Origin of the sequence: Nocardioides sp. S5 (assembly GCF_017310035.1) — a bacterium.
Classification (GTDB): domain Bacteria; phylum Actinomycetota; class Actinomycetes; order Propionibacteriales; family Nocardioidaceae; genus Nocardioides.
Map to the genome: position 1 here is coordinate 1,946,125 of NZ_CP022296.1, position 17,426 is coordinate 1,963,550.

Annotated in this window: 17 protein-coding genes; 3 read left to right on the plus strand and 14 right to left on the minus strand. The window is 72.3% G+C overall.

Annotated features, from left to right (window positions below):
- Window positions 1-62 precede the first annotated feature (62 nt).
- The 9 genes from CFI00_RS09690 to CFI00_RS09730 all read right to left on the minus strand — a co-directional run bounded on the left by CFI00_RS09690 (window position 63) and on the right by CFI00_RS09730 (window position 8,732).
- Window positions 63-1,706, minus strand: coding sequence for an ABC-F family ATP-binding cassette domain-containing protein (locus tag CFI00_RS09690; RefSeq protein ID WP_207084950.1), 1,644 nt, complete (start codon window positions 1,704-1,706; stop codon window positions 63-65).
- 219 nt (window positions 1,707-1,925) lie between these two features.
- Complete coding sequence (gene catC, locus CFI00_RS09695; RefSeq protein ID WP_207084951.1) at window positions 1,926-2,207, minus strand: muconolactone Delta-isomerase; 282 nt, start codon at window positions 2,205-2,207, stop codon at window positions 1,926-1,928.
- Window positions 2,208-2,213: 6 nt separating this feature from the next.
- Window positions 2,214-3,077, minus strand: a complete 864-nt coding sequence (gene catA / locus CFI00_RS09700) for a catechol 1,2-dioxygenase (protein ID WP_207084952.1) — start codon at window positions 3,075-3,077, stop codon at window positions 2,214-2,216.
- Between the two features lie 63 nt (window positions 3,078-3,140).
- Window positions 3,141-4,241, minus strand: coding sequence for an enolase C-terminal domain-like protein (locus CFI00_RS09705; protein ID WP_207084953.1), 1,101 nt, complete (start codon window positions 4,239-4,241; stop codon window positions 3,141-3,143).
- Complete coding sequence (locus CFI00_RS09710; protein WP_207084954.1) at window positions 4,238-5,173, minus strand: LysR substrate-binding domain-containing protein; 936 nt, start codon at window positions 5,171-5,173, stop codon at window positions 4,238-4,240. Before CFI00_RS09710 ends, CFI00_RS09705 begins: the two co-directional genes overlap by 4 nt.
- A gap of 148 nt (window positions 5,174-5,321) precedes the next feature.
- A complete protein-coding gene (locus CFI00_RS09715) occupies window positions 5,322-5,969 on the minus strand; it encodes a 3-oxoacid CoA-transferase subunit B (protein ID WP_207084955.1) in 648 nt (215 codons plus the stop codon).
- The gene (locus CFI00_RS09720) at window positions 5,966-6,745 is read right to left on the minus strand and encodes a CoA transferase subunit A (protein ID WP_207084956.1); all 780 of its coding nucleotides are present in this window, start codon (window positions 6,743-6,745) and stop codon (window positions 5,966-5,968) included. Before CFI00_RS09720 ends, CFI00_RS09715 begins: the two co-directional genes overlap by 4 nt.
- Window positions 6,742-7,518 carry a 3-oxoadipate enol-lactonase gene (gene pcaD / locus CFI00_RS09725; RefSeq protein ID WP_207084957.1) on the minus strand — a complete coding sequence of 259 codons (777 nt, stop codon included), beginning with the start codon at window positions 7,516-7,518 and terminating at the stop codon, window positions 6,742-6,744. The genes CFI00_RS09720 and pcaD overlap by 4 nt, the downstream gene beginning before the upstream one ends.
- Window positions 7,515-8,732 (minus strand): acetyl-CoA C-acetyltransferase, encoded by a 1,218-nt coding sequence (locus CFI00_RS09730; protein WP_207084958.1) that lies wholly within the window; start codon window positions 8,730-8,732, stop codon window positions 7,515-7,517. The genes pcaD and CFI00_RS09730 overlap by 4 nt, the downstream gene beginning before the upstream one ends.
- A gap of 77 nt (window positions 8,733-8,809) precedes the next feature.
- Between CFI00_RS09730 and CFI00_RS09735 the strand changes: the two genes are divergently transcribed.
- Window positions 8,810-9,703 (plus strand): LysR substrate-binding domain-containing protein, encoded by an 894-nt coding sequence (locus CFI00_RS09735; protein ID WP_207084959.1) that lies wholly within the window; start codon window positions 8,810-8,812, stop codon window positions 9,701-9,703.
- A 62-nt stretch (window positions 9,704-9,765) separates the two neighbouring features.
- Here CFI00_RS09735 and CFI00_RS09740 read toward each other — a convergent pair whose 3' ends face one another.
- Genes CFI00_RS09740 through CFI00_RS09755 form a run of 4 tightly spaced genes read right to left on the minus strand, consistent with a single transcriptional unit; the run spans window position 9,766 to window position 12,245 of the window.
- Window positions 9,766-10,401 (minus strand): YceI family protein, encoded by a 636-nt coding sequence (locus CFI00_RS09740; RefSeq protein ID WP_207084960.1) that lies wholly within the window; start codon window positions 10,399-10,401, stop codon window positions 9,766-9,768.
- A gap of 60 nt (window positions 10,402-10,461) precedes the next feature.
- The gene (locus CFI00_RS09745; RefSeq protein ID WP_207084961.1) at window positions 10,462-11,127 is read right to left on the minus strand and encodes a serine esterase; all 666 of its coding nucleotides are present in this window, start codon (window positions 11,125-11,127) and stop codon (window positions 10,462-10,464) included.
- A complete protein-coding gene (locus CFI00_RS09750) occupies window positions 11,124-11,633 on the minus strand; it encodes a VOC family protein (protein ID WP_207084962.1) in 510 nt (169 codons plus the stop codon). The genes CFI00_RS09745 and CFI00_RS09750 overlap by 4 nt, the downstream gene beginning before the upstream one ends.
- Before the next feature lie 36 nt (window positions 11,634-11,669).
- Complete coding sequence (locus CFI00_RS09755; protein WP_207084963.1) at window positions 11,670-12,245, minus strand: NADPH-dependent F420 reductase; 576 nt, start codon at window positions 12,243-12,245, stop codon at window positions 11,670-11,672.
- A gap of 95 nt (window positions 12,246-12,340) precedes the next feature.
- On the opposite strand from CFI00_RS09755, the gene CFI00_RS09760 reads away from it, so the two are divergent.
- Both CFI00_RS09760 and CFI00_RS09765 read left to right on the plus strand, forming a co-directional pair.
- The gene (locus CFI00_RS09760; RefSeq protein WP_207084964.1) at window positions 12,341-12,844 is read left to right on the plus strand and encodes a MarR family transcriptional regulator; all 504 of its coding nucleotides are present in this window, start codon (window positions 12,341-12,343) and stop codon (window positions 12,842-12,844) included.
- Between the two features lie 92 nt (window positions 12,845-12,936).
- Window positions 12,937-14,004: an NAD-dependent epimerase/dehydratase family protein gene (locus tag CFI00_RS09765; protein ID WP_207084965.1), complete on the plus strand. Its 1,068-nt coding sequence runs from the start codon at window positions 12,937-12,939 to the stop codon at window positions 14,002-14,004.
- A gap of 9 nt (window positions 14,005-14,013) precedes the next feature.
- On the opposite strand, the gene CFI00_RS09770 is transcribed toward CFI00_RS09765, so the two are convergent.
- The gene (locus CFI00_RS09770) at window positions 14,014-17,409 is read right to left on the minus strand and encodes an error-prone DNA polymerase (RefSeq protein WP_207084966.1); all 3,396 of its coding nucleotides are present in this window, start codon (window positions 17,407-17,409) and stop codon (window positions 14,014-14,016) included.
- Between the last annotated feature and the right edge of the window lie 17 nt (window positions 17,410-17,426).

Genomic DNA, 17,426 nt, shown 5'->3' on the forward strand with positions numbered 1-17,426 from the left:
TGGTCGTCCAGACAGCCAGGCGCCATGACGTCGCGCGGTGCCTGTTCCCCTGGCGGTCGGTCTCAGACGTGGCGCACCACGACGCGCCCGGACTCGACGTCCCACCGCTGGTCGAGGCGTACGTGCTCCAGCAGCCGTCGGTCGTGGGAGACGAGCAGCAGCGCGCCGTCGTACGACGCCAGGGCCTGCTCGAGCTGCTCGATGGCCGGCAGGTCGAGGTGGTTGGTCGGCTCGTCGAGGACGAGCAGGTTCACCCCGCGCGCCTGGAGGAGCGCCATGGCTGCGCGGGTGCGCTCGCCGGGGGAGAGGCGGCCGACCTGGCTGGTCACCTGGTCGGCCCTCAGACCGAACTTGGCCAGCAGGGTGCGCACCTCCGCCTGCGTCAGCTCGGGCACCTGCGCCTCGAAGGCGTCGCCGAGGGACAGCGCCTCGTCCAGTCCGGTGCGGGCCTGGTCGATGACGCCGATCGCCACCGACGCGCCCAGCGACGCCGAGCCGGTGTCGGGGTCGGCCCCGCCCAGCAGGAGGCGCAGCAGCGTGGTCTTGCCGGCGCCGTTGGGGCCGGTGATGCCGATCCGGTCGCCGGCCTCGACCTGCGCGGAGACCGGGCCGAGGACGAAGTCACCGAGGCGCAGGGTGGCTTCGTTGAGGGTGGCGACCACCGTGCTCGAGCGCGGCGCCGCGGCGATGTCGAACTGGAGCACCCACTCCTTGCGCGGCTCCTCGACCTCGTCGAGACGGGCGATGCGCGACTCCATCTGGCGGACCTTCTGGGCCTGCTTCTCCGACGACTCGGTCGCGGCCTTGCGGCGGATCTTGTCGTTGTCGGGGCTCTTCTTCATCGCGTTGCGCACGCCCTGCGAGCTCCACTCGCGCTGGGTGCGGGCCCGCTTGACCAGGTCGGCGCGGGTGTCGGCGTACTGCTCGTAGGCCTCGCGTGCGTGGCGCCGCGCGATCGCGCGCTCCTCGAGGAACGCGTCGTAGCCGCCGTCGAAGACCGTCACCTGGTTCTGCGCGAGATCGAGCTCGACGATGCGCGTGACGCAGCGCGCGAGGAACTCCCGGTCGTGCGAGACGAGGACCACCCCGCCGCGCAGGCCCTGGACGAAGGCCTCCAGCCGCGCCAGCCCGTCGAGGTCGAGGTCGTTGGTCGGCTCGTCCAGCAGGACGACGTCGAAGCGGCTCAGCAGCAGCGCCGCGAGCGCCACGCGGGCGGCCTGGCCGCCGGACAGCGAGGTCATCAGCGCGTCCGGCCCGACGTCGAGGCCGAGGTCGTCGAGCACCGGCGCGATGCGGTCGTCGAGGTCTGCGGCCCCGCTGGCCATCCAGCGGTCGAAGGCGACGGCGTACGCGTCGTCCGCGCCGGCGTCGCCGGAGCCGAGCGCAGCGGCAGCCGCCTCCATCGCCCCGGTCGCCTCGGCGGCACCGGTGCGGCGCGAGACGTAGTGGGCGACGGTCTCGCCCGGCACCCGCTCGTGCTCTTGGGGGAGCAGGCCGACAAAGGCGTCACGAGGGGCGCACGACACCGACCCGGCCATCGGCGTGGTCGCGCCGCCGAGCAGCGACAGCAGAGTCGACTTCCCGGCACCGTTGGCGCCCACGACGCCGATGACGTCGCCGGGGGCGACGGTGAGGTCGAGGCCCTCGAACAGGACACGGTGACCGTGCCCGCCGGAGAGGTCCTTCGCGACGAGCGTGGCAGACACGGCGGAGAGCCTAGCGAGCAGCACCCCGATCTGTGTCCGTCGGGCCCGGCGCGCATCCAGCTGCTGCCGGTGCCGCCAGTGATGTCGCCAGGCCGGACGGACGCGAAGCGCGCACGACCCGACGTCGCCGAGGCATCGGCAGGAGCGTGCGAGGTGATGTTCGGCGACTACCTGGCTCCGCCATCGACGACGGCAACACCCGCAGCCACCTGCGGGCCTTCAGGCGTCGATGTCGCTCGGGTGCGTGGCCAGCGGTGTGACGGTCATGTCCATGTAGGGGAACAGGGGCAGGCCGGACAACAAGTCGTGCAATGCGTCGTTGGACTCGACGTCGAAGACCGACACGTTGGCGTACTCACCGACGACCCGCCACAGGTGCGGCCAGCGCCCCGAGCGCTGCACCTCCTGCGCGTACGCCTTCTCGCGGGCGACCAGGTCGGCCCTGACCTCGGGGTCCAGGTCGTGCGGGATCCGGACGTCCATCCGGACGTGGAACAGCATCCGGCATCAGCCCCTGGACGGGTCGAGCACGAAGCCGTAGTCGACGGACGCGGAGCCGTCGTCGAGCCGCTGCGGGTCGAGGATCAGCTCGGGCTTGACCGCCGAGGCGATGTCGTCGTCGTTGTGCTCGTCACCGGGGAAGTAGAGCTGGGCGGTGAGCAGCTCGTGGCCGGGTGCGGACACCTTGACGTGTAGATGTGCCGGACGCCAGGCGTGCCACCCCGCTGCTGCGATCAGCTTTCCGCAGGAGCCGTCGGTCGGGATCTGGTACGGCGCGGGCTGCACCGTGTGGATCTCGAAGGCGCCGTCCTCGCCCGTGGTGAACGTGCCGCGCAGGTTCCACTCGGGGATGCCGGGCGCGAACTGGGAGTAGAAGCCGTCGGAGTCGGCGTGCCAGAGCTCGACCTTGGCGCCACCGAGGACGGAGCCGTCCGTGGAGGTGACCCGGCCCGACCAGGTCAGCGGGGTGCCGCCCTCGTCGTCGCGCATCGAGATGGTGCCGTGGGCGCCGTGCTCGGGAGCCTCCGGCACGTAGTAGGGGCCCTCGATGGAGCCCTTGTTGCCCTCGCGGTGCTCGGTGTTGACCTCCTCGACGACGTGCTCGAGCCACACGTCGAGGAACAGCGGCCACTCGCCGTCCTCGCCGACGTCGATCATCCACGCCTTGAGGGCGTTGAACTCGGCGTAGGTCATCTTGTGCTTGCGGACCGTGGCGTAGACCGCTTCCAGCACCTCGCGGGCCATGGCGTCGACCCGCTCGCACGGGACGTCCTTGACGGCGTCGTAGGGGGACTTGTCGGCGTGGAAGCGCTCGGTCGCGCTGGCGCCGGATGCCGCGGCGGTGGCGGTCTCGTTGACGGTGGTGCTCATGAGGTTCTCCTTGGTGGGGCGTGGGGATGGCGGGACGGGGTGGGGCGGTGCGTGAGGTGCTGGTCAGTCCTGGCGGTAGCGGGCGAGCTTGTCGGGGTCGATCTCGACGCCCAGGCCGGCACCGGGACGGATGGTGAGAGCTCCGTCGCGGATGTCGAGCGGCTCGGTGAGGAGGTCGTCGGTCATGTCGAGGAAGTTGGACAGCTCGCCGGCACGGCGCGAGGTCAGCTCGTACGCCGCTCCGAACGCGACCGTGCACATCGAGCCGAGCTGGCCGTCGATCTGGTTGCCCATGACGACCTCCAGCCCGAGTCCCTCGGCGAGGTGGTGCACCCGTGCGCTCTGGGTGAACCCCGTGCGCGACGTCTTGATGCTGACGGCGGTGGCCGAACCACCGAGGACCTCGCGGGTCACGTCGGCGGCGGTCGGCACCGACTCGTCGGCGATGAACGGCACGTCGAGCTGCTGGACGAGCCAACGGCGGCCCAGCACGTCGTCTGCGGGACACAGCTCCTCGGCGAACGTGAGGCCGAGGTCGGCCATCTCCTTCATCGCCCGGGCCGACTCCGAGGCCGACCAGCCCCGGTTGCCGTCGACATAGAGCTCCACGTCGTCACCGAGCCCCTCGCGCAGGGCGCGCACGACCGCTGTGTCGAGGGTGTGCGGACGCCGACCGACCTTCACCTTGAACGTCGTGATGCCGTAGGTGTCGCGGATCCGCTCGGCCTCGGTCACCATCGCGCCGGGGGAGTCGAAGCCGAGCATGTGGGAGACGCGCATCCGGTCGGTGTAGCCGCCCAGCAGGTCGGTCACCTGGAGGCCCAGGGTCTTGCCCAGTGCGTCCCAGATCGCCATGTCGACGGCGGCTTTCGCGACGGGGTTGGCGATGGTGCGGGACAGCCGGGCCTGCACCTGCTCCCGCTCCAGCAGCCCGAGCCCGACCACGGCCGGCGCGAACAGCGAGTCGATGACCGCGACCACGCTGGCCTGGGTCTCGCCGTAGGTGAAGGGTCGGGGCGGAGCGTCGGCGATGCCGACGACACCGTCGTCGGTGTGGACCCGCACGAGCACGTGCTGGGCGACGTGCACCTCGCCGCTCGCGAACTTCAGCGGCTTGGAGTAGGGGATGGCGTACGGGATCGCCTCGATGGCGGTGATCTTCATCGGGCGACCTCTTCGGGCTCGGCGGCGGTGGTGGGGAGGGGGGTGTCGGCGAAGATCCCGTTGGCCTCGAGGCAGTCGAGGACGGCGCGCACGACGGGGGACCCGGCGTCGGCGCGCCAGGCGCAGGCGAGCTCGACCGGCGCGCTGCCCGCGACGTCGCGGAAGGCGACGCCGGCCAGGGGCGCCGCCCGCACGGACGAGGGCACGAGGGCGACCCCGAGGCCGGCCGCGACCAACGCCAGCAGCGCGGCCGTGCCGGGAGCCGCGTGCTCCCTGCGGGGAGCGAAGCCAGCTTCGGCGCAGCTGCGCACGACGGCCTCGTTCACCGCGGAGTGGGCGTCGGAGAAGAGGATGAAGTCCTCGTGACGGAGGTCGGCCACCTCCACGACCTCCTGCCCGGCGAGTGCGTGGTCGGCGGGCGCGGCGAGGACGAGCGACTCGATCTCGACGGTGCGCAGGGTGAGCCCCTCGCCCTCTGACGTCGGCGGCCGCAGGACCCCGATGTCGAGGCTGCCGTCGAGGAGCCGGTCGGTCTGTGTCGGGGTGAGGAGGTCGGCGTGGATCTCCAGCGCGACTCCGGGCAGGTCCCGCTTCACGACCCGGGCGATGCGGGGGAGCTGGGTGAAGGCAGCGGTGCCGGTGAAGCCGATGCGCACGAGCCCGCGCTGGCCCTCCGCGATCCGCCGCACACCGCGCACGCTGTCCTCGACGGCAGTCAGGATGCGGGTGGCCTCGCCGTGCAGGAACTCGCCCGCCGGGGTCAGGCTGACGTGGCGCGTGGTGCGGACGAAGAGTGGCGTCCCGAGCTCCTTCTCCAGCTGGCGGACGGCCTGGGACAGGGCGGGCTGGACGAGGTGCAGCTGCTCGGCGGCCCGCCCGAAGTGGCGCGTCTCGGCCACGGCGGCGAAGTAGCGCAGGTGCCGCAGCTCCATCGCAGGCCTCCTGTCCTCGGGTCCGGGGTGTGTGGCGGGCGTCACGCCCGATGCACTCACGGTAGGTCCGGTGATTCATCGAGGACAAGGTCGGATTGACCGCGCATTGATCAATGTCAGTGATGAATGGGCTGCTGGCGCCAGAGCGTCAGGCAGCGGCCGCGCGCCGGTCGACCACCGGTGCGCCCGTCCGCTCGCTGATCTCGTCCACCGTGACCTCCGGCGCGAGCTCGACGAGCTCGAAGCCGTCGCCCGCGACGTCGAGGACCCCGAGGTCGGTGATCACCCGCGACACCACCCCTCGACCGGTGAGGGGCAGGTCGCACGCGGCCACCAGCTTGTCGGCGCCGCTGCGCGAGACGTGCTCCATCAGCACGATCACGCGGCGGGCGCCGCTGACGAGGTCCATCGCGCCGCCCATGCCCTTGACCATCGAGCCGGGCACCATCCAGTTGGCGAGGTCGCCGGCCATCGACACCTGCATGCCACCCAGGACGGCGGTGTCGATGTGGCCGCCGCGGATCATCGCGAAGCTCAGCGAGGAGTCGAAGAAGGAGGCTCCGGGCAGCACGGTCACGGTCTGCTTGCCGGCGTTGATGAGGTCGGGGTCGACCTCGTCGTCGTAGGGGAAGGGGCCGACGCCGAGGATGCCGTTCTCCGCGTGCAGCGTCACGGTCGACCCGGCCGGCAGGTGGGCGGGGATCATCGTGGGCAGGCCGATGCCGAGGTTGACGTACTCGCCCTCGTGCAGCTCCAGCGCGGCTCGCGCCGCCATCTCGTCTCGTGTCCAGCTCATGACGTGGTCACCTCACGTGGTCGGGTGGTGCGCTTCTCGATGTCCTTCTCGTTCGCCTGGGCGGGCGTCAGCTCGACTACCCGCTGCACGAACACGCCCGGGAGGTGCACGTCGTCGGGGTCGATGTCGCCGATCTCGACGACGTGCTCGGCCTCCACGACGGTCAGGCGCCCGGCCATCGCGGCAGGGACGTTGAAGTTGCGGGCCGAGGAGTGGAAGACGCAGTTGCCGGCCCGGTCGACCTTCGCGGCCCGGACCAGCGCGACGTCGGTGACGATCGACTCCTCCAGCACCATCTCGGTGCCGTGGAAGGTGCGTACCTCCTTGGCCTCCGACGCGAGCGCGACGGTACCGTCGGGGTGGTAGCACCACGGCAGGCCGCCCTCGGCGACCATCGTCCCGACGCCGGTGGGTGTGTAGAAGGCGCCGATGCCGGCGCCGCCGGCGCGCAGCCGCTCGGCCAGCGTGCCCTGCGGGGTCAGCTCCACGGTGAGCTCGCCGGCGAGGTACTGGCGGCCGAACTCCTTGTTCTCGCCGACGTACGACGCGATGACGCGGCTGATCCTGCGGTGCTCGAGGAGCAGTCCGAGCCCGGCCCCGTCGACGCCGCAGTTGTTGGACACGACGGTCAGGTCGTCCGCGCCCTGCTCGAGCAGGGCGCTGATCAGCGTCCACGGGATGCCGACGAGGCCGAAGCCGCCGACGGCCAGGCTCGAACCGGGGCCGATGTCCGCGACGGCGTCCGCCGCGCTGGGGACCACCTTGTCGATGCTCATGCGGTTCCGCCTTCCAGGTGCTCGATGATCGCGCTGGTGATGGTCTGGGGCTGCTCGGCGTTGGCGAGGTGTGCCGCTCCAGCCACCACGAGCAGCCGCCCGTCCTTCACACCCTCGGCGATTGCCTCGAGGTGCGCAGGGGGAGTGGCGGGGTCGTCGGCTCCGGCGATGGCGAGCGTGGGTGCTGCGATGTCGCGCAGGTCACTGCGCAGGTCCATGGTCGCGATGACCTCGCAGCAGGACGCGTAGCCCTCTGCGGGCGTGGCGGCGACGACGGCCTCGTGGGCCGCCCGGGTGTCGGGGTTGGCCTCGAGGTACGGCGCGGTGAACCACCGCGCGACGACTGCCTCCGCGACGAAGCCCGTCCCGTTCGCGCGGACGGAAGCGGCCCGGTCGTGCCAGGCGCTCGACGGGTCGAGCCGTGCGCCGGTGCAGAGAACCACGAGCCGGTCGACGCACTCAGGGTGGCGCGCGGCGAGGCGCATGCCGGTCATGCCGCCCAGGGAGAGGCCGACGAAGTGGGCCCTCTCGACGCCGAGGGTGTCGAGCAGCGCGACCACGTCGTCGACCAGGTCGTCGATGTCGTAGGGCCCTGGCGGGACCGGCGAGGCCCCGTGGCCTCGGGTGTCGTAGCGCACCACGCGGAACTGGTCGGCCAGCTCGTCGGCCTGGGCGTCCCACATGCTCGTGGTCGACCCGAGGGAGTTGGACAGCACGACGACCGGCGCGTCCTCGGGCCCGGTGACGACGTGGTGGACGGCGACGGCAGTCATGAGGTGACCCTCTCGAAGATCGCAGCCAGGCCCTGGCCGCCACCGATGCACATGGTCTCCAACGCGTAGCGCGACTCGCGTCGCTGCATCTCGTACGCCATCGTGGCGAGGATCCGGGCGCCGGTCGCGCCGACCGGGTGGCCCAGCGAGATGCCGGAGCCGTTGGGGTTGAGCCGCTCGTCGGTCGGGTCCACCTCCCACTCACGCAGGCACGCGAGCACCTGGGCGGCGAAGGCCTCGTTGAGCTCGATGAGGTCGATCTCGTCGAGGGTGAGCCCGGCCCGGTCGAGGGCCGCGGCGGTGGCGGGGACGGGCCCGATGCCCATCACCTCGGGACCCACTCCGGCGACGGCCCAGGACCTCAGGGCCAGGAGGGGGCGCAGGCCACGGCGGTCAGCCTCCTCGCGGGTGGTGACGACGCACATGGCGGCGCCGTCGTTCTGGCCGCTGGCGTTGCCGGCCGTGACGGTCGACTCGCCGTCGACCTTCAGGCGCACGGGCCGCAACCCGGCAAGCTGCTCGAGGGTGGTCCCGGGTCGCGGGTGCTCGTCGCGGTCGACGACCACGTCCGCCTCGCCCCGACGGCCGGGGACGGTGACGGGCACGAGCTCGTCGGCGAACCTCCCGGCGTCGTGGGCGGCGCCGGCCCGCTGCTGGGAGCGGAGTGCGAGCTCGTCCTGGTCCTCGCGGGAGATGTCGTACTCCCGGCGCAGGTTCTCGGCCGTCTCCAGCATGCCGCCGGGCACGGGGTGGTCCTTGCCGCCAGCAGTCTCGCGGGCGCGGACCAGCCGGTCCATCAGCTCGATCCCGCCGCTGCGGACGCCGGTGCGCAGGCCGAGTGCGTAGTGCTCGACGTTCGACATCGACTCCACGCCGCCGGCCACGATCAGGCTGCCGGCGCCGCTGGCGACCTGGGACGCCGCGTAGAGGGCGGCCTGCAGACCCGATCCGCACCGACGGTCGAGCTGGAGACCGGGGACTCCCGTGCCCAGACCGGCGTCCAGGGCGGCGATCCGACCGATGGCGGGATTCTCGCCGCTGGGGTAGCAGTTGCCGAGGACGACGTCGTCCACGTCGCCCTCGCCCAGCGACGTACGCCGGACGAGCTCGCGCAGCGTGTGGGCGGCGAGGTCGACCGCGGAGAGGGACGCGAGCGCGCCGCCCTGGCGGCCGACGGGGGTGCGGACGGGTTCGCAGATGACGATGTCGGACATGCCTCGACGTTAGGCGACCCGAGTCATACGGGGAAGTATCCATTTCGCGTCGATTGATATCGTGAGAGTCTTGGTCGATGGAGCTCCGCCACCTGCGTTACTTCCAGGCCGTCGCCGAGGAGCGTCACTTCGGCCGCGCCGCCCAGCGGCTGCACATGGCGCAGCCGCCGCTGTCGCAGCAGATCAAGCAGCTCGAGGACGAGCTCGGCGTCGCCCTGCTGCGGCGCACGACGCGTCGCGTCGACCTGACGCCTGCGGGCGAGGCCTACCTGGTCCGGGTCCGGGCGATCCTCCAGTCGGTCGAGGTGGCCGGTGACGAGGCGGTCCGCATCGGCAGCGGCCTCGAGGGCCGCCTCGTCATCGGGTGCGTGGGGTCGGCGACGTACTCCCTGCTGCCTGCGCTGGCGCGGTCCCTGCGCGACCACCTGCCGGGTGTCGACTTCGCCTTCCGGGGCGAGATGCTGAGCCCCCAGCAGCTCGAGGCGCTGCGGGACGGCTCGATCGACCTCGCCCTCCTGCGCCCCTTCGCGGACCTGGCCCAGAGCACCGACGTGGCGCTCACCTCGCTGCGTGAGGAGAAGTACGTCGTCGCGCTGCCGGAGGGGCACCGGTTGGCCAGCCGCAGTCGGGTGCGCGTCGCGGACCTGCGCGGCGAGGACCTCATCGTGCACTCGGGGCACGGTCGCTCCGCGATGTACGACGCCGTGACCGCCCTGTGCCGCGACGCCGGGTTCGAGCCGACGATCCGCCACGAGGTGGCCGAGACGTCGACCCTGGTCACTTTCGTCGCGGCGGCCCTCGGGGTGGCCGTCGTGCCGGAGCCGGTCTCGGCCCTCGTGGTGGCCGGCGCGGTCTTCCGCCCGCTGGCCTCGCGCGCCCGGATGGAGCTCATGACGGCCACCAGAGCCGACGACGCGTCCGAGCTGCTCGTCCGGGCGCTGCGGGTCCTCCGGGCCCAGGTCGGCACCTGAGCCGACAGAGGCCCCGCGCTCCCTGGGGAGCCGGGGCCTCAGTTTGCCGGTGGTGCGGTCGGTCAGGCGTCCTTGATCGCCGAGACGTCGAGCTCGAGCCTGATCTTGTCGGAGACGAGCACGCCCCCGGTCTCGAGCGCCGCGTTCCAGGTGAGGTCCCAGTCCTTGCGGTTGATGGTCGCGGCGCCCTCGAAGCCGATGCGGACGTTGCCGAACGGGTCCTGGGCGGTGCCGTTCTCCTCGAAGGGGATGGTGAGGGAGCGCGTGGTGCCCTTGATGGTGAGGTCGCCGGTGACGGCCCAGTCGGTGCCGTCGCGCTCCACCGAGGTGGAGACGAAGGTGATCTCGGGGTAGGTCTCGACGTCGAAGAAGTCGGCCGAGCGCAGGTGGCCGTCACGGTCGGCGGACCCGGTGGCGATGCTGGCGGTGCGGATGGTGAGCCGGACGCTGGAGCTGCCGGGCGTCTCGGTGTCGACGTGGGCGGTGCCCTCGAAGTCGCTGAAGGTGCCGCGAACGGTCGTGACCATGGCGTGGCGGGCCGAGAAGCCGAGGCGGGTGTGGCTCGGGTCGATCGTGTAGTCGCCGGTCAGGACCGACCCGGACGTGGCCTCGGCCACGGCGGTGGGGGAAGCAGCAGGGGCGGCAGCATGAGGGGTGGTCGTGGGAGAGGACTTGGGCTTGCGGCGGAAGAACGACATGAGCGGCTCCAGTGTGAATTGGTTGTAGGTGCAACTATGACAAGGCGGGTGGAACGGGTTTCATTCCCGGGGCGACGGGCCTGGGACGACCGCTCGGAGGTCCAGTCGGTCGGCGATCCAGCTGCCGAGGGCGTCGACCGTCCGCGCGGTGAGGCTGTGGCCGCCCGGGTCGCGGTGGGTGAGGGTCTCGGCGCCGGAGTCTCCGGTGAGGTAGGTCCAGGTGCGGTCCAGCAGCTCGCGCGGGATGACGGAGTCCTGGTCGCCCTGGGCGACGAGGACCGAGGCGCCCGCCAGGCGGCCGGGTGCGACCGGCACCCCGGCGTCGAACGGCAGGGTGCCGTAGAGGACGGCAGTGCCCGCGAACCGCTGGGGGTCCTGCAGGAGCAGACCGCCCGCGAAGGCGGCGCCTCCGCTGAAGCCGACGAGGATGACCGGGCGCCCCGCCGGTGCCACGGCGTCGAGCCAGGTCCGGAACCACGACATGGTCTCTGCCAGCGACTCCGCGACCGGGCGCCCGATGCCGCGGTTGGCGAACCAGGCGTAGCCGCCACCCTCGACGATCGGCGCGCGCACGGCGGCGTACGACGGACCGGCCGGCAGGTGGGCGGCGAGGCCGAGGATGTCCTCCTCGTTCGAGCCGCGTCCGTGGAGCAGGACGACGAGCGGTGCCGTCGGGTCGTCGCTGCCGTACGTCGCGACGGCGGGGGCCGCGACGGGGGCGCTCACGACGCGTCGACCGGGACGAGCTCGGCGGCGGTGCGGACTCCGCCCCAGGTGCGTACCTCGGTGGCGAGGTCGAGGCGGTCGACGGGGGCAGCGTTCTCGTAGTCGCCCCACTGCGCCTTGGGCAGCATCCACATGACCTCGAACTCGTTGCCGTCGGGGTCGTGGGCGTAGATGCTCTTGGTGGCGCCGTGGCTGGATTCGCCGGTGTAGGCGTCGAGCTCGGCGAGCGTGTGGCGGGCCTGCTCGAGCTCCTCGATCGTGTCGACCTGCCAGGCCAGGTGGTAGAGCCCGAGGCTGCCGCGCGGACGCGGCGGCTGGGCGCCGACGCCGAACAGGCCGAGGTCGTGGTGGTTGCCCGAGCGGGGGAGCCGCAGGAAGGCGGCGTTGGCGCGGGGCTCACGTGCGACGACGTGCATGTCGAAGGCCTGCTGGTAGAAGGTGAGGCTCCGCTCGAGGTCGGCCACGAACAGCACGGCGTGGTTGAGGCGGACTGCGTTGACGGTCATCGGATGCTTGCTCCTCGTTGGTGTCTGAAGGTGTGGTCAGTCGTTGACGCCGAAGCCGCCGGTCCAGGAGATCTTCTCGCTAACGGCGAGGGTGAGCTGCAGGAAGCCGAGAGCCTCGAGCTCGCGGGCGCGCGTGAGCGAGCCGGCGTCGATGGCCTCCAGGCCGCCGGAGGTGACGATGCCGATCAGGATCGACTTGGCGTCGGCATCGTCGCCCGCGACGAGGACGGTCGTGCGGGAGTCGCCTACGGTGCCGGAGGCGAGGGTGGCGGCGAAGTTGGTGTTGAACGCCTTGAGGACGCGCGACTCGGGGAGGGCGGCAGCGATCTCGGCGGCGGCCGAGCTGTCGGCCGGCACGACGAGGGAGTCGAAGGTCTCGAAGTTGAGGGGGTTGGTGATGTCGACGACGACCTTGCCGGCGAGCTGGTCACCGCGCTGGCCGATGATCGTGCTGATCGCGGGGTAGGGGACCGCCAGGACCACGACGTCGCCGCTGACGGCGGTGTCGACGTCGCCCTGGCCGAGGAGCTGGACGGTGTGCCCGCCCTTGCCTGCGACGGACGCGATGGCCTGGCCCATGTTGCCGGTGCCGAGGATGGAGAGGTGTGCCATGAGGAGCTCCTGGGTGCGTAGGGTATTGGTTGTCGCTACAACTAACAGCGTACACCCTTTAGTTGTTCCGTCAACTATTCGAGTAGGCTGTCCCCATGACGACCCGATGGCTGACCCAGGACGAGTCCGCCACGTGGGTGCGCTTGGTGGCGGTGCTGGAGCTGCTCCCCAACGTCCTGGACTCGCAGCTGCGCCGCGACGCCGACCTGACCAACTTCGACTACTACGTCCTCGCGATGCTCTCCGAGGCCGAGGACCGCACGCTGCGCATGACAGCCCTCGCTGCGCAGACCAACGCTGCACTGCCGCGGTTGTCCCACGTCGTACGCCGGCTAGAGGAGCGCGGCCTCGTCGACCGGCTCCCGTGCCCGGAGGACAAGCGCGCCACCAACGCTCGCCTGACCGACGCTGGCGTCGCCGCGGTGACGGCCGCAGCGCCGGGGCACGTCGCGAACGTCCGTGACCACGTGATCGACGCGCTGACCCCCCAGCAGGTGGCGCAGCTCGGGGAGATCGCGGACGCCCTCCTCGCACGGCTCGACCCGGACGGCCGGATGACTCCCATGTATCGCCGGCACGACGCCGCCGCCGAGGACTGAGTCCACCACGCCGTCTCGCGGGGGATGGACGGCGCTGACCCGGGGTACGTGCGTGGGCGGGACGGCCGTCCCCGACGACCAGGGAGACCAGCATGCGTATCGCCATCACCGGAGCCAGCGGCAACGTGGGGTCCGCGCTGCTGCGCAGGCTGGCTGATCGGAACGAGCACGAGGTCGTGGGTGTCGTGCGGCGCACCCCCTCGCAGGCCGCGCCGTTCGCCGGCGTCGAGTGGCACCCGGTGGACCTGACACGGAGCGAGGACGAGTCCGCCCTGGCCGCCGCCTTCGCGGGATGCGACGCGGTGGTCCACCTCGCCTGGGGCTTCCAACCCACCCACCAGGAGGACTACCTCGCCGAGCTCGGGGTCGGCGGCACCCGGCGCGTGATCGACGCCGCCGTCGCGTCGGGCGTGGGCCACCTGGTGCACATGTCCTCGGTCGGTGCGTACTCACCGAAGCAGGACGACCGTCCGGTGGACGAGTCCTGGCCGACCGACGGCGTGCCGGGCTCGACGTACAGCCGGCACAAGGCGGCCGCCGAGCGGCTGCTCGACGGCCTGGAGCGTGACCGGCCCAGCACCGTGGTCACCCGCCTCCGTCCCGGCATCGTCGGGCAGACGAGCGCCGGCAGCGCCCTGCTGCGCTACGGCCTCCCGGGACTGGTGCCCCGGGCGCTGCTCTCCCACGTCCCCGTCCTGCCCCTCGACCGTCGTCTGGCCATCCCGATGGTGCACGCCGACGACCTCGCCGAGGCGGTCGTGCTGGCCCTGGAGTCCCGGACGCCCGGAGCGTTCAACCTGGCCGCCGACCCGGCTGTGACGACCGAGGACATCGCGCGGGTGCTGGGGGCTCGCTCCGTGCACGTCCCCGCGGCCGCCGTTCGTGCGGCGGTCTCCGCGAGCTGGCACGCCCGCCTGCAGCCGCTGGACGCCGGCTGGATCGACCTGGCCTTCTCCGTGCCGTTGATGGACACCACGAGGGCACGCTCCGAGCTGGGGTGGTCGGCCACCACCGGTGCGTTGCGGGTCCTGGCCGAGACGGTGCACGGCATGCAGGACGGCGCGGCCGACTCCTCTCCCGTCCTCCGGGAGCGCACCGTGGCCGGCTCGCTGGGGAAGTTCCTCCGCGACGGGCCTGTCAGCCGGCGTCGACGGGCCTGAGCCACACGCTCACCGGAAGTCGCGCGACGACGCCCGCGCCTGCAGCACCGCGCCTGCCCCCGGCACGACGACGTCGATCCCCTCGACCTTGTCGGCGACGAGGTTGGTGACGCCCTCGTTGCGCTCGAGCCGCCCCCGGACGACCACGGCGACGCGGTTGCGGGCAGCCTGCCGGTGCGCCTTCATCACCCCGATCGAGCAGACCACGTTGAGCATGCCGGTCTCGTCCTCGAGGTTCAGGAAGGTGACGCCCATCGCGGTCCCCGGACGTTGGCGGTGGGTGACGAGCCCGGCGACGTGGACGCGACGCCCGGCCTCGTCGGTGGCGAGGTCGGCGACCGATCGGATTCCGGCCCGACGCAGCTCCTCGCGCAGGTGCTCGACGGGGTGCCGCTCGGGGGAGACGCCCGTGGCCCACAGGTCGGCGAGGGTGAGCTCGGGCTCGCTCATCCCGGGGAGCGTGGGCGCGGCCGGTGCCGGGGTGGTGCCGGGGAGGTGGCCGGCCCCCTCGGCGAAGCCGGCGGCCCACAGGGCCTCGCGGCGGTCGAGCCCCCAGGCGTCGAACGCTCCGGCGGTGGCCAGCGCCTCGAGCTGGGCCGTGGTCAGGTCCGCGCGTCGCGACAGGTCGGTGACGCCGGTGAAGGGGGACTCCTCGCGGGCCGCGACGATCCTGCGCGCCACCTCCAGCCCGATGCCGCGCACCGAGTCGAGCCCGAGGCGTACGGCCAGCGCGGCGTCGCGTCGGTGCGCGGGCACCGGGTCGGGGGTGCCCGGCACCCACTCGGTCCGCTCGAAGCGCGGCCGGCGGCACGCGTCGGGGCCGGTGGGCGCGACCGGGCCCACGACGACCCCCTCGAGGTCCGCCTGGGCCGACGACCGCGTGACGTCGGGACGGCGTACGTCGACCCCGTGGCGCCGCGCGTCGGCGACCAGCGACTGGGGGGAGTAGAAGCCCATCGGCTGGTTGCGCAGCAGCCCCGCGAGGAAGGCGGCGGGGTAGTGGAGCTTGAACCACGACGAGGCGTAGACCAGCAGCGCGAAGGACAGCGCGTGCGACTCGGCGAAGCCGAAGTTGGCGAAGGACAGGATCTTGACGTAGATCGAGTCGGCCAGCTCGCCGGTGATCCCGCGTCGCTGCATGCCGGAGTAGAGCTTCGCCTTGACCGACTCGATCCGCTCGACCCCGCGCTTGGACCCCATCGCGCGGCGCAGCAGGTCGGCGTCGTCGCGGCTGCAGTCGCCGAGGGTGACCGCCATCGCCATCAGCTGCTCCTGGAAGAGCGGCACGCCCTTGGTGCGCTCGAGCACGGGGACGAGCTCGGGGTGGTCGTAGGTGATGGCTTCCTTGCCGGTCGCGCGGCGGACGTAGGGGTGCACCGCGCCGCCCTGGATCGGGCCGGGGCGGATCAGGGCGATCTCGATGGCGAGGTCGTAGAACTCGCGCGGGCGCAACCGCGGGAGCGTCCCGATCTGCGCGCGGCTCTCGACCTGGAAGACGCCGATCGAGTCGGCGCGGCAGAGCATGTCGTAGACGGCCGGCTCCTCCTTGGGCATCGTGGCGAGGTCCCACTCCTCGCCGAGGTGCTCGGCGACGAGCCGCATCATGTGGTCGAGCGCGCCGAGCATCCCGAGCCCGAGCAGGTCGAACTTCACCAGCCCCATCGACTCGCACGCGTCCTTGTCCCACTGCAGCACCGTGCGGCGGTCCATCCGCCCCCGCTCGATCGGGCAGACCTCGCCGATGGGCCGCTCGGTGAGGACCATGCCGCCGGAGTGGATGCCGAGGTGGCGCGGCGCGCCCATCAGCTCCTCGGCCAGGGCGACGACGGGAGCGGGGACGTCGTGGGCGTCCGGGTCGCCCTGGTCGCCCGCCACCACCGACTTCCAGCCGTCGATCTGCTTGGACCAGGCGTCCTGCTGGCCGGGGGAGAAGCCGAGGGCCTTCGCGGCGTCGCGCACGGCCATCCGCGGGCGGTAGCTGATGATGTTGGCGACCTGCGCGGCGTTGCGGCGGCCGTAGGTGTCGTAGACCCACTGGATCACCTCCTCGCGGCGGTCGGAGTCGAAGTCGACGTCGATGTCGGGCTCCTCGTCGCGGTGCGCGGAGATGAAGCGCTCGAAGGGGAGCTTGTAGAACACCGCGTCGACCGCGGTGATGCCGAGGGCGAAGCAGACCGCGGAGCTCGCCGCGGACCCTCGCCCCTGGCACAGGATGCGTCGCGAGCGGGCGAAGGCGACGATGTCGTGGACGATCACGAAGTAGCCGGCGAAGTCCTTCTCGGCGATGACGCGCAGCTCGTGCTCGAGCCGATCACGGGCCTCGGCCTCGTGGGGGACGCCGGCGTACCTCTCGGCGAAGCCGCGCTCGGCCAGCACCCGCAGCCACGAGTCGGCGGTGTGGCCCTCGGGGATCTGTCGCTTGGGCAGCGCGGGGGAGGCCTTGCGCAGGTCGAAGGCCAGCTCGTCGGCGAGCGAGACGCTGCGCGCGACGGCTCCGGGGTGGGCTGCCAGCGCGGTCGTCATCTCCTCGCCGCTGCGCAGGTGGGCCGAGCCGGACAGGTCGAGCCAGCCGTCGAGGTCGGCCAGGCTGCGCCGGGCGCGGACGGCGGCCATGGCCGAGGCGAGCCGCGCCTGCCGCGGGGTCGCGTGGTGGACGTTGCCGGCCGCCACCACGTCGAGGCCGTGGACGGACGCCAGCCGGGCGAGCGTGGCGTTGGCCGCGTCCGCTCCCGGTCGCGGTGACAGCTCGACCAGCACGTGCTCGATCCCGAAGCGCGCCGTCAGCCGGTCGAGCGCCTCGGCCGCGGCGGCCTCGCCCCCGGTGGCAAGCGCCTGGCGCACGCTGCCCTTGCGGCACCCGGTGAGCACCGCCCAGTGGCCACGCCCCTGCTCGCCGAGCTCGTCGAGGTCGTAGACCGGGCGCCCCTTCTCGTCGCCGCGCAGGTGTGCGTCGGTCATGGCGGCCGCGAGGCGGTGGTAGCCCTCGACGCCCCGTGCCAGCACCAGCAGGTGGCTGCCCTCGGGATCGGGTACGCCGTTCTGCGGCCCGCTGAGCCCGAGGGAGAGCTCGGCGCCGAAGACCGTCGGCAGGTCGTAGGCCGCGGCGGCCTCGGCCAGCATGGGCGCGGCGTAGAAGCCGTCGTGGTCGGTGACGGCCAGCGCGTGGAGGCCCAGGCGCACCGCCTCCTCGACGAGCTCGGCGGGCGAGCTGGCGCCGTCGAGGAAGCTGAAGTGGGTGTGGCAGTGCAGCTCGGCGTAGGGAGTCGTCGCCACCGGGCGCTCGATCACCCGCGCCTCGGTGGACGCGCGCTTGCGCCGCGACACCGGCGCGTCGTCGGCGCCGGGGAGCCCGCTGAGCCGGCGCTCGAGCTCCTTCCAGTGCATGGCGGGGTTGTTCCAGCCCATCAGCGCACCCCCGCTCG